This is a genomic window from Clostridium sp. chh4-2 (assembly GCF_002899675.1).
In the GTDB taxonomy this organism is placed as follows: domain Bacteria; phylum Bacillota; class Clostridia; order Lachnospirales; family Lachnospiraceae; genus CHH4-2.
On the sequence record NZ_PKUU01000006.1, the window covers coordinates 211,116 to 224,156 of the forward strand.

8 protein-coding genes are annotated in these 13,041 nt (G+C 36.7%); 1 reads left to right on the forward strand and 7 read right to left on the reverse strand.

The features are described 5' to 3' along the window. From C0033_RS08590 to C0033_RS08620, 7 genes are all read right to left on the reverse strand, one after another. Positions 1-966 carry a glycosyltransferase gene (locus C0033_RS08590; RefSeq protein WP_103227439.1) on the reverse strand — a complete coding sequence of 322 codons (966 nt, stop codon included), beginning with the start codon at positions 964-966 and terminating at the stop codon, positions 1-3. Next, entirely contained in the window at positions 956-1,801 is an 846-nt protein-coding gene (locus tag C0033_RS08595) for a LicD family protein (protein ID WP_103227440.1), read from the reverse strand. Before C0033_RS08595 ends, C0033_RS08590 begins: the two co-directional genes overlap by 11 nt. Positions 1,802-1,929: 128 nt before the next feature. After that, the gene (locus C0033_RS08600) at positions 1,930-4,440 is read right to left on the reverse strand and encodes a hypothetical protein (protein ID WP_103227441.1); all 2,511 of its coding nucleotides are present in this window, start codon (positions 4,438-4,440) and stop codon (positions 1,930-1,932) included. A 400-nt stretch (positions 4,441-4,840) separates the two neighbouring features. Continuing rightward, on the reverse strand, positions 4,841-6,181 hold the full coding sequence (locus C0033_RS08605; protein WP_103227442.1) for a Gfo/Idh/MocA family oxidoreductase: 1,341 nt from the start codon (positions 6,179-6,181) through the stop codon (positions 4,841-4,843). Positions 6,182-6,340: 159 nt separating this feature from the next. After that, positions 6,341-7,078, reverse strand: coding sequence for a glycerophosphodiester phosphodiesterase (locus tag C0033_RS08610; protein ID WP_103227443.1), 738 nt, complete (start codon positions 7,076-7,078; stop codon positions 6,341-6,343). Positions 7,079-7,097: 19 nt separating this feature from the next. After that, a complete protein-coding gene (locus C0033_RS08615; RefSeq protein ID WP_180994636.1) occupies positions 7,098-9,686 on the reverse strand; it encodes a LicD family protein in 2,589 nt (862 codons plus the stop codon). Positions 9,687-9,721: 35 nt separating this feature from the next. Continuing rightward, a complete protein-coding gene (locus C0033_RS08620; protein ID WP_103227445.1) occupies positions 9,722-11,392 on the reverse strand; it encodes an SAM-dependent methyltransferase in 1,671 nt (556 codons plus the stop codon). Positions 11,393-11,603: 211 nt separating this feature from the next. Here C0033_RS08620 and C0033_RS08625 point away from each other — a divergent pair, with 211 nt between their 5' ends. Further along, positions 11,604-13,025, forward strand: coding sequence for a DUF4214 domain-containing protein (locus C0033_RS08625; protein WP_103227446.1), 1,422 nt, complete (start codon positions 11,604-11,606; stop codon positions 13,023-13,025). The last annotated feature ends 16 nt before the right edge of the window (positions 13,026-13,041 follow it).

Below are 13,041 nucleotides of genomic sequence, written 5' to 3' on the forward strand. Positions count from 1 at the left end.
TCAATCTTTTCTAATAAGATTTCTGATCATATCTATAATTCTATCTGGATGATCTAAATTCGTTAGAATGTACACTAATAAATATTTCTTAATTTTTGTTTTTAAAGCCATTACTGATTCAGCATCGCCTACTTGATATGCCATCTTTAATAGTACACTCGCATGATATACATAAAATCTTTCCACATATTTAAGTATCTTAAAACTAATGCCATTTTTTTTATATAAATTAATTACTCGCTCATATGCAACACACGATCCCAACCCCTTTAATCTTCTATCAAGATTATGCATAACAGATCCCTGCCTTTGTCGATAATGATATAAAGCGGAATCTGTATAAATTACGTACTCCGTTCTCAAATAGCACAATGCACCAACTACAACATCATGACCTACTGTTAAGTCTATAGGAAATCGAATCCCTTTATTACCCGTAAAATACTCTGCTCTGAATAGCTTTGCCCACAAATAATTGGTTACATTTTTATATTCATCACGCCTATATATGTAGTACAAAAACTCACGCATTGGACTTACTATCTTCTCTGGAACTTTTTTATTATTAATCATCATTACAGTCCGGTCTTCATAATCCATAGAATGCCCACACATTGAAATACCAATTTTTTCATCTTGCAAAATTAACTCAAGCAATCTTTCATACATCCTTGGTTCAAGCCAATCATCTCCGTCTATAAAACTTATATAGCTCCCACTGCATATATTTAATCCAAAATTTCTTGCTGAACACTCGCCACCATTCTCCTTATGTATGACAATAAATCGAGAATCAGCCACTGCATATCTATCACAAATTTCTGCGCTTCCATCTACCGATCCATCATCCACACAAATTATTTCAAGATTTTTATACGTTTGGTGTCTCACACTTTCCAAGCATTGTTCTAAATACTCTGCGACATTATAAATAGCAATTATAACCGAAATTTTATCATTTCTCATATAACTGTCCTTTTCTTATGTTTTTACAATTTAATTTTATATCGCTGACCGGATGTACTTTTCTTTGTTCTACTGGTGGCAATGTCATATAATCTCCATATTTAAAGGATAAATATCCATCATAATCTTCTATCCCTAAAAATGTTTTTCCTTCAAATGTAATTGGCACACTATTCTCATACCATCTTCGATAATATCCAAAAGCTTTATTAGGTGTCGGAAACATAAGAATACGTACCATCTTTGTTATCTCTTTATTGCTTTTCCAAATCATCCAATGATAATGCCTAAATATAATTTTTTCTGGTATCTTATTAAGGACACTGAACCAAATACGTTTCATCCTTTTTTTATCAGATTTTTTACCAACAGCAGACCAAAGAATTTTCCTTATGCAAAAACAATGGAAGTTCTGTAAGCAACGCCTAAAATAATTATCCGGTACCCCATCTAACGGAAAAACATCTATAAATACTCCCTGTTTGTAAGGCATATGTTCTTGATTTTCACGAAGAAACAGTGTCTGTTTTCTTCGTAATTTTCCATACCCCCATCTGTATCCCTTTGTGTTCCTATGATCTTGAAAATAAAACCTATCAGTATCAAGTTCCGTCTTACAAGCCTGTCTGAATTTTTCATATTCTGGTCGAAGTAATGCAACATCAGCATCATCATCCCACGGTATAAATCCACCATGTCGAACTGCACCAAGCAAAGTTCCCGCTATAATATTATACTTGATATTACACTTTCTACAAATGCGATCAACTTCTTCTAACAATTCTAATTCTATCATTTGAAGTTGACGTAATGCATCTTTGTCTAAATGTATCATAGCTCCTCTCAACACCCCTTCTGGTCAATTTAATATAATCAAACTATTACAGCCTAACTATTTATTTATGATACAACCATATTTTTCTTCACACAATGGACTAATTTATCTTTTAATTTTTTATATAGTTAATGTCTTATAATTGCCAGTCTTCCCTGTCCCAAATCTTCAAACAAAGAAAAATCATCAAAAATAGCACAATGCTCATTTGTATATTTAAGATTCTTAAAACCAAACAATTTATCTGGCACAATCTGATCAATATCTATAGTATCAATATATAAATTTTTAATATAAGCATCAAAAAAGCATTCTATTGCCTCATGCATATCATGAATAAATTTCAATTCTTGGGTGGATCTCTTCTCTTCCTCCAGTACTATTTCTCCCTTTTCGTCCACATTGCTTAAAGACGGCTGCTCAGATGTCATTACTGTCTCCAAAAGCCAATAATCTTTATATGTATTATTTTCTTTTAAATAGTCAATATAATCATTACCTTCTGTCAATTTTATATAAGAGCGTTCCCTATGCAATAATTTATTGCGCTTTAAATCACTGCCACTATAAAAGCTCAAATAGTAACTATCAAACTCGAATAAATTCATTCTTTCCAAAAATAACTGACAAGTTCCAGATGACACTAAATCTAAGAATGCATACTTTTTCTGTCTATCAATTCCGATAATACCTATGTATTTAAAGTAATTATTTCTTATCTCCTTTGATCTTTGAAATATCTTTTCTCTATTTGCCAACCCATATTCTATCTTATCTGAAAATTCTTCTTTATAAGCAATTATCTCCTCATCTGAAAATCCGAATTTATCCTTCAGCATTTTATCCGGACTATACGCATATGGCAAAGACATCAACCAGCGAATATCTTCATCTGACTCCATTGATGCATTAATCAAAACGCGTCTTGAAGTTTGAAAATAAATGCCTTGAGGCAAGTTTTCTTCCTCTTTTACCTTTTTATAATACCGGTAAAGCTTTTCCATCAAATATCCATCACGTGCAGCAAATAAAATTGCCTCATATCTTGATGCTTTCATTCTTTTTATAATCCACAATACAAAATCTGTAATTAATCCACCAAAAAACAAATAACCAAACTTCTCTATGTTTTCTACTTCCAGTCTCCCCGATGTATGATATAAAACAAATGGATTATTAAATGCTTCAGCAATAAATAAACCGGCCAAAGATCGTTCATTAACATTTGTGAGGTATCCTCTAATTGCAGAATAGCTAGAAAGATCAAGCATATCTATTGCCTTTTTTATATTAAAACTATCGATACCATATCTGGCTGCACACTCTCCATCGGCAGCCGGATTATCTCCAATATGCAGGTAAGACTTACCATAAATCTGCCGCTTAAATACCTCAAATATCCCATTATGCTTAGCTATATTATAATCACAAGATATATATAACCTCTCATACCCAGTAATTTCTAACTCTTCTAAAATTTCACTCATAATACGTTCTGGCAGATACATATCCGAAATCAGGCAAACCTTTTTCCCTAAATTCACCGCATATTTCATTATATCCACCATCTTGTCTCTTCTGATCAGCACACCTTTTTCCACACTAATCTCTAACTCTAATAATATTTTTCTTTCTTGATCTGAAATATTAGTCAATTCCTGCAGCCTATTATAAATATCATATATATTAGGATTATTATGAATAATATCTGCTTCCGCTCTCTTTCGAATATCCCTAAACTTCGGAATATTTATCCCTTGTTTACTTGCCCTATCTTCAACAATATAAAAAACATCCGTAGGAATCAATACTTTACGCATTATTAATGTATCAAACACATCAAAACTAATTACGTCATGCTTTTTGATTTCCTCTTTTAGTGCTTCTTCGCTTACATTAAAGTAAGGATTATCTTCAACCTCTTCTTCAATATCCCCCATAGTTTCAAAAAGATTATTACCTTCAACATCATACAAAAGAATATGATTATATGAGCAAAGCTGACCGATTCTGTTGTAAACATGAACAGTAGATTGGGGGCGCGTAACTGATATAATAATATCTGCTTTCAGCTCAATGACATCCTCAACAGATAATATTTTTCTGCCATAATACATACCTTCTTTAACCGTCTTATCCATAATACCTATAATATTATAGTCAGGAAATGCCTCCACAATTATACGTGTTCTTGGCCCCTTTCCGTAAAGAACAATTTTTTTATCTTTACATGAAGAAAAATTTTTCTGAAATGTATAAATAATGTTTTCATCTGTAAACTGAACCATTTTAAATTTACTAAATAAATTTTCTCCACTTATCCCATATAATTGTATATGGTTAACAGAACAAAAACTGTGTATACGTTTAAATACCGCTTCAAGCGAGTTTGGGCGCGAAACCACGACTATAAGATCAATTTTCTGCTCTGCCACTTCCTTATATGATAATATTGGCTTACCATACTTAAATCCGCTTTTTAAATCTCTGTCCATAATTCCAACAATATTATATTCTTGGGCCACATCTAGTACTAATTTAGTAAATGGTCCCTTTCCGTAAAGAACAATTCTTTTGTTCTTACATAATGAAAAATTCTTTTCAAGCGATTCTTTTACGTACTGATTATCTGTTAACATTTCATGCACCTCAAACTATTTCTATTTTCAAAATATTATCCTGATTCATACCAATAAAATTCGATATGCGTTTTTTTGTGCTAAAACGCGCACAAACACCATATTGTATTTTACATGCTCCCCAAGAATACAGAAAACATCAAATATATTTAAAGCCTAGTATCCATACAGCTTCAATTATGTAAGACTAAATATTATGTAACTATTAGGGACTGTATATTGTCCTTCATAGCCTGTTAACATACAATTAACACTAATTGAGCAATATAAATAAATCCACATAATAAGTAGTATCTACAAGCAGACTTACTACTATTATTTATGCCTATATTCTCCATTCTTACAACTATTGCCTTCCCACTAATTACGATCCCCAGGTTTTTCTTATGTCTAATATTTTTCAAATAACATTTCTTTCATCCAAAAAGCTTTCTATAATCCCAGCCAAAACAATTGATTCATCTGGGCGTAATTTATAATCCCCTTTAGCATTTCCATTTATAGCCGAAACAAAGTCACTGATCTCATACCGCAGCCCATCTCCTAAAAACTTTACAAAGTATCTTTCATTTTGTGTTATGTCTTCATAGCAAACCTCAAACGACTGCGTTTTCCACCATGGTGCATCCACACGGATATATCCTCTGGTTCCAGAAATCAATAACTGACCTTCTGATTTAACTCCAAGACCCGTTTTTGACGTAGCCATACTCAGTTCATACTCCAAATATGCTTTTGTATAGATATCAACGCCATTAGGAGCTTTAAAGCTTTTAAAATTAATATCCTTATAATTTCCCCCAAGCAGTTTAATTATTGCGAGCAATGTATAACTTCCTAGTTCTGTGAAACTACCACCGGTTTCGGCATCTGACAATTCTCTCATAATTGAACTTGTCAACTTAGTAAAACAGGCCTCTACATCCTTGATCGTTCCTATCGTACCACTTCTTGCAATACCAAGCATTTGGACAAAGCCCGGACAATACGCAGTTTTTATTCCTTCCATTAGTATGCATTCCCGCTTATTTGCTAATGCAAACAACTCTTTGGCTTCTTCTTTTTTCAAAGTCATCGGCTTCTCACATAGAACATGCTTCCCCGCCAATAATGCCGCTTTTGTATATTCATAATGCGTAGCATGAGGTGACGCTATGTATACCGCATCCACCTCCTTAAAAAACTCATCCAGTTTATCCGTATAAAAGTTCAGTTCGCAAATTTCCGAAAATTTTTCTGCACTGCTGATACGCGGGTTATAAACTCCCTCAACATAGATACCGCTTACATATTTCACTTCCGCTACCATTCGTCTCGCAATTCTTCCGCAGCCGATAATACCCAAACGTATCAACGAAAAATTTTTAGCCCGAAGCATAGTACTGGAAACATCTTTCGTTCTTTCCAAATACACGACTTCACAATATTGTCTCAAATAGTCAAATGCCCCAATCCAATCAGAACCAACTGTAAAGATATCCACATTATACTTCTGAATATCTTCAACCTTCTGTCCAACATGATCTTCGATGATAATTTCATCCGCTAGCCCTGTTCTCCTCACATGATCCACACGTTCCATCAGTGAATCCACAACATTCAGTTTCCCTCTGGACTCATCATAATGCTCTGTTGTTACCCCTACAATCAGATAATCGCCCAGTTCTTTTGCCCGCTTTAATAATCGATAATGTCCTTCATGAAACAAATCAAAAGAACCATATGTAATTACTTTTCTCATTTGATTATTCAACCTCAATCCCTTTAATAAAAAGCCGTACTGTCTCCAATTTTATCTTTCCTTAGTATACTTCACCCCACCCGAAAAGTAAATAGAAAAGCCTGGTAAAGCAAAGAAAGAGCCCTTGCAGGCTCCGCCTGCATATGGCCCCTTTCTCTTTTATTCATTATATTTATACATTTTTCTAACATCCATCATCCTATCCGGATAATTACTGATAATTGCGTCAACTCCCATATTTAAGCATTCCACAGCCTGTTTTTCATCATTCACAGTCCACACATGAACCTGCTTACCGTTTTTCCGTGCTTCTTCCATAAAATCCGGATACTGCAAATTGTAAAAAGCTGGATGCAGCGCATCTGCGCCAATACTCTGAGCATATACCGACGGATTCCAGATCCCATCTAAATATAAAATTCCCGTTTTCGCTTTCGGATTGAGTTCTTTAATCTTTTTCACGCTATAGTGATTAAAAGAAGAATAGATAACCCTCTCCTCCATCCCCATTCTTTTAGTCAGATCCAAAACACGCTCTTCCAGTCCATCGTAAAAATAAATTCCGGTTTTCAATTCTACATTGATGAAAAGAGGAGTTTCTTTTAACAATTCATATACTTCACGCAAAGTAGGGATTTTAGCATCTTCGTATTCTGGATGTGTCTTATTAAACTTAAATCTCTTCAACTCTTCAAGAGTATAATCCCTTACAAAACCAGTTCCATCGCTAACCCGATCAATACGTTCATCATGAACTACTACCAGATATCCATCACGGGTCATCTGGACATCCAATTCTACCCCATCCGTCCCCATATCTGCAGCTAATTCGAATGCTTCCAATGTATTTTCCGGCGCATACCCGGACGCTCCCCTATGGGCCCAAATCTTTGTCATCTCAATTCCGCCTCGCTTATTATCGTCTTATACATTTATCATCACCCGCGCCAAAACGGATAAAATCGATTTGATTCTGATCCGTATTTATCACCATCGCATCCCAAAGATCCTGGGAAACGGTTCCCAGCTTTCTCTCATAAGCAATGGAGCCTTCCGGTTTTTTATCGACAAAATACTCACATTTATTGCACCCCAACGATACGATTGGAAAATCTCTTTCTTCATAAATCTGATCCGCATGGTTATGCCCATGAACATAGGCCATCACCTGATGCCCATCCTTCCGATTATGATCCTCCAAAATATTAAGCAGTTCTTCACCATTTCTGATCTCATTACTCCAATAATGGATCTCTGGCAGCGGGGGCACATGGGCAAATACCACTACTTTATAATCATTTGGCGTACTTTCTAATATTTTCCGAACCCAAATAAGTTCTTCGTCAGGAAAACCATATCGCACAGACTCCTGGTGGTTAAATGAACTTAAAAACAGAATTCTAAGTTTTAACTCCGTCTTATCCAGATAGTACCACAAGTTCGTTCCTTCCCGAACAACATCCTTCGGCACATTTTTTTGGTATAATTCAAACTGCTCCGCTTCGCTCATCACTTCCGGATTTCTGGAAAAATAATTCGAGTCATGATTTCCCTGCACTAGATAGACCGGAAGCTCCATTTCTCTTAATCCGCTTACTACCTTTTCAACATATTCACAGGTTAATTTCTTTAGTATCATGCCATCTGTAATATCTCCCAGATGAACAACTGCATCAAACCCTGCCTGTTCATGAACAGCCTGCAGATTATGGAGAGTATCTTCCCAAGTTCCGCCAACTACATAATGTGTATCTGCCAGAACAGCCAATGTAAAGGTTTTTCCTTCTTTCTTTTTCCTCAAGACAGATGTTGACGTATCCCTGATTTCTTCTGCAAAGCAATCTTTCTCTTCATATTTTTCTTCTGCAGTCATAAAAGAAATAATTGTTTCTGAATTCACTGCCGCTTCCGTCGGTATACCGGCTCCATCAGCCCTTCTTATACAAATACGGAAATAGCGGTCATCATCAAAATAATAGTATCCTGTTTTCAGTTTATTTTCATTATAATCGTGATTATAAGTCGTCCAATTTTCTTCTTTTTGATAACAATAAGTATAGATATAAGTTCCGTCCACCTGCCTGTCATAAGTAGCTACGCCATAACGATAAGCAGAATCATTTAACTTCAAATAACTTCCCGGAACAGCATGGTAGATCTTATAAGTAGTCATCCAGGTATCGTCAGTTTTTTCTATCATACCGCTGTCCGCTGACAATTTCAGCCCAATATCTGCCTCCAGTTTCACAGATATTGTTTTATCGCTTTGCTGTTCTCTTGTTTTTTCCAGTCTGACCGGGAATAGGATATCATTTAGCCAATACTTATTTTCTATATGAAGGCAATAATCTTCTATTCCCATAGCTTCCAACTGCAAAGCTATTTCTCGGTAGTAAATATTGCAAATGATGACTCTCAATTTGTCTTTTGGAATTTCCAACAATTTATCCGGACCACAGACCATAATTCCATGAATGGACTTTCCCCATTTTTCACGCCCATTATCAATAATATAAGCCGGACGGAAACGGTCTCCAAAACGGCGCATATAATCTTCAAACATATTGCCGGCTCCAAAGACTGCTATAATCTTTCCCTCTGCCCCATGAAATGTTTCCGCCAGTCTATGCCTGTATATCCTATATGGCGTCTCCGGGTCAAAGATCCCTGTATGATGCGGTTTTCTGTGCTCTTCCGAAGGAAACTGCATATATTTCCCCAGCATCATGCTAAGAAAGCGGTCATAACCTGAAGGAGCTGAAAATTCCTGTCCTTCAAATGGCAGCATGGTTGTTTCTTCAAAATCCTTACTATAAAACACTTGATAATTATTTGCATCAAAAGAGGATGTAAAAGGACGGATATAATATCCTTCCTCTTCCGGACATGCACTGCAGGCCTGATCATATGCTTTTAGAAGCTTATCCCGCCCTTCACGTTTTATAATCATCCTGTAGGCATGTTTTTTCAGCTTCGACAGCATCTGGAATTCAGGTCTTCCCTCACCATAAGTTTGTATCAAGCACAGACGTTTATATATGGCAATCTTCCTAAGCTGTTCTTGCCGCTTCTGTTCATTTTCATATACATAATCCAAAGCCAGAATATCAATCCAGATTCCCCAACTGCATATCCGTTCGATTTCATGATACTCAACTCCGGTAGTATCACTGTTTCTCAGACGGCACATTCCCCCACGGAAGATCCCGGAATCATTCTCATCTGTATGGAGTTCGAAAGGCGGCTTCAGCTCTGCCTTTGCCAATGTTTTGAACTTCACATAATCTTTTCTCGGCATGGCTACATCAATATCATCATCCCAAGGGATAAACCCTTGATGCCGCACCGCTCCCAATAAAGTTCCGGACCACAAATAATACCGCAGCTGATGTTTTTCGCAGAATTCTTTAAAGACCGTCAGCAGTTCCATCTGCACTGCCCATATTTTCTTCATTCTTGAAGTCACCTTATAGTCGCAGATCACCTCATTCTGATCGTATTTCATATTGAAAATTCCTCTCTTTATACTCTCTTCAGCTTTTATAAGCACTTTCCAATCTGCCGCCGATTCTTCTCCATCCGTTCCAGATCCACCCACGTCCATTGATAAAAATTCCGATAGACATTATGTCTTCGGTTATCAGCAACAAAGTGCTGCTCCTCTTCGCTTAAAACCTCCCATAACATCTCAAGCCCATAACGTTCTTTCATCACAGATAACGGAACCAGCTGTTCTGCCTCCGGAGTAAATATATAAGTATACATAAGCGCTCTAAACATTGGATATGCTGCTGGATAGTTCTCCTTTATAAACTCCTGATCGAAATAGATCAATTGTTTATCCACATAGAAACAGTTAAAAGGAACCATGTCTACATAACACTGCTTTAAAATAGGTCCGTATTCTATCTGGCATTCCTCTGACCCTGGAAAAGCATTCTTTTCTGAAGACACAATCTCTGAAGACCTTATAATATTTTGATAAATCAGTTCAAAAATCACTTCAAATTGTTCCTTATTCTTTTCTGATACAAGCTTTCTCAGATAATCAGAACAGGTTATCTCATCCACAAACGGCATAACAATTGCATCATTCTCCATTGTGTGCGGTACGATCGGAACCCCATGCTGCTTTAAATTCATAATATTATCATATGCGCTCCGGACGCTCTTTTGACCGTCATCATACAATGCTCTTTTCTTAACGAAACGCCGCCCCTTCTTATCCGGTGCCTGATGAATACTGGTGGCCAGTCCATGTTCTTTTCCCCGGTCTGTGGTCACCGCTGCAAAAACAGCAGTCCCCTTATCCCCGCTTTCACTGCACTCCACCAGAAAAGAGTTGGCAAAAAAATGGAATACTTTATTATCCAGAATGTCCGAATACAGCCACTGCTCAGGAAGCAATAGCGTTGATGGATCCGGATGATAAAAAAGCAGACGTTCTCCCAAATCTTTCTGCGGCAGATATTCATCTGAATAAACCATCTGTGCCAGCTTATAGTCCGGCAGTGGATAATAAAAGCGCTGCTGAATGAGACCTGCATTTTCCAAAATCATCTCCAACTCATGTCTTCCAAAGGTATAGCCTTTCCCTGGCGTACAGTACTGTCCGATACCGCCAAACGGCATTTTTGTATAGTTCTCCGGTTCGCCGCAGAAGTAACGGAGTCCATATTTATTTTCCGCCGCGATTAAAAATTTTCCATCCGGCTTCAAATAACTTTTTAAGCCGCTTAAATACTTAACATAATCTTCAGAATTTTTACTTCCTCCGCATTGACGTTCCAGACTGCCTATCATTATAATATAATCAAACTGTCGTGAAATTTCCATATCCGTTATATTTCCGGCGTAAATATCCAAATTATCCCTTTTCTTATATCTTTCCTGAATTGCCTGCGCCTTAAATAATCCGTATTCTACGGTAGTGACATTTTGACACCGGTCGCAGAGCATCCCGGTCAATGCGCCAAACTCTCCGCCGATTTCAAGAATATCTGATTTTTTTTTAAATTCATACCAATTTAAAACGGAAGTCCTCATCTGGGACAGATGATAAAAAACCTGCCATCTGCTGTCTTCAGTCAAAACAGAGGCATAATCCTCATCGCTATTTTTTTTAATATATTCCATGATATCCCGGTTAACATCGATCTTATTCTGGTTACAGCCGCTCCCTTTATAATATTCCAAATGCAAACGCGCCATAATTACCTCCCCTAATACTATTCAGCATCTCAGATTTCAATTTTCATTCCTATTTACCAGTAATCCAATCTTCAACTCATTGATCATATCATACTGAATATCACCAGTCAAAACAATCTTGCCCCAAACTCCACCTCACCTTGACATCCCCCCCTTTTCCATATATATTTAACATAGAAATTATCTTTTCCATAATCCGGAGGTCATATTAATGCCATCATCCCAAACTGATCTCAGCTTTTTATTTAGCTGTGAAAAAGACTCAACATTCATTATATCCTGTTATGAAACGCTTTTAAATCGTACAATTGATCCTCATGAGCTCCGCCATGCCATCCAGATGTTTAAGAACGGCTTATCACGCGGTGGTTTCATCTATTGGGTCAGCCGTTCTCCAGAATTCAAAAAACGGTTTGAAATCAAAAACATAGAAAAATACCGTACAGAATGCTACTTATATAAAATTGGCGAAAAAGTAAAATTCGCTCTGAAACTTGATAAAAAGTCCCCAATAAAATTAAAGTTTTTACCCCTTACTAACAATTCTTCCATGAATTTTTCCCTTTACAAATCTGATAATTCACTGGAAACCGAATATTCTGCCCTTTCAACAGGTCAGATATTCCAATTAGAATCCTACATTCCTACAGTCCATGATACTCCTTCCTACGTAACTGTAGGATATATGGCACAGGATATTATTAAGCCGGACGCGGTTTCACTATCTTATGCGCCCACAGATTTTAATTTAAAGACGCTTCTGGAAAAGCATGACTTCTTTATCACTTCTCCGGAAACCATTTTTCATTTACTCACAACCAATGCTATAGAAAAATTGACCCAGATGACACAGGAATATCTTGTTTTCACAATGCCTGTCCTTCCTACAGATTACAACAGCCTTTCGATCGTGTGGGATAACCATTGGGATAACTATGAAGTCAGAACTAATGGTTCTTATGAAAGATGGATGAAGGGCAATACCAGTAAAGCGGGCATCCACATAATTAATCACAGTGAATCCGGAAAACATGTTTCTATAACCTTTACGTTATCATCTTTAGCTATTGGTTCTGCTGTAATTTTAGGCTTCTCAGGCCAGGAGAATACATTGGTATTTAAAGATACCTTGTGTCCTGTATACATGGATTTATGGCTGAATCCTGGCTATAACGAGATAACCTTCACTTATTTTGGTTCTAAAATTGTCCCTCCTGGCGATTGGTCCAGGGCCGTGGAAATATCGGTTACTGACTTCCAACTGGAAGAACATTCTGATTCTCCTGCAGTTTACTGCAAAAAAAGTGCTTATGATCTGTGTGAAGACGAATTAGGCAGCGGATATTACCCATTCCTTCTAACAGATCCTTACATCCGTTCTCAGCTTCACAAGAACGGTTATTTTCAAGTTGAGAGCTACAGACTATTTTCTACTTATGCGGTTCAAAAATGTGCAGTTACCAGATATTATCACTCCAATGATGAACGGAGCTTGAACTGTTATTATATTTTTGAGGAAGAAGAAGTTTTGGATAATACAAATGGCTTTTCCTCTTTAATGCTTTATGTTGCCAGACGGACTGCTCCATTTAATCCGATTCCTTTTGAATTTATCAGACCAATTAACAGCTAAAATGCAGGAGGTATTA

Coding starts and splice junctions, on each gene's coding strand:
- C0033_RS08605 (WP_103227442.1), bottom strand. CDS start 6,181: ATGAGAAAAGTAATTACATATGGTTCTTTTGATTTGTTTCATGAAGGA.
- C0033_RS08590 (WP_103227439.1), bottom strand. CDS start 966: ATGAGAAATGATAAAATTTCGGTTATAATTGCTATTTATAATGTCGCA.
- C0033_RS08600 (WP_103227441.1), bottom strand. CDS start 4,440: ATGTTAACAGATAATCAGTACGTAAAAGAATCGCTTGAAAAGAATTTT.
- C0033_RS08615 (WP_180994636.1), bottom strand. CDS start 9,686: ATGAAATACGATCAGAATGAGGTGATCTGCGACTATAAGGTGACTTCA.
- C0033_RS08595 (WP_103227440.1), bottom strand. CDS start 1,801: ATGATACATTTAGACAAAGATGCATTACGTCAACTTCAAATGATAGAA.
- C0033_RS08625 (WP_103227446.1), top strand. CDS start 11,604: ATGCCATCATCCCAAACTGATCTCAGCTTTTTATTTAGCTGTGAAAAA.
- C0033_RS08610 (WP_103227443.1), bottom strand. CDS start 7,078: ATGACAAAGATTTGGGCCCATAGGGGAGCGTCCGGGTATGCGCCGGAA.
- C0033_RS08620 (WP_103227445.1), bottom strand. CDS start 11,392: ATGGCGCGTTTGCATTTGGAATATTATAAAGGGAGCGGCTGTAACCAG.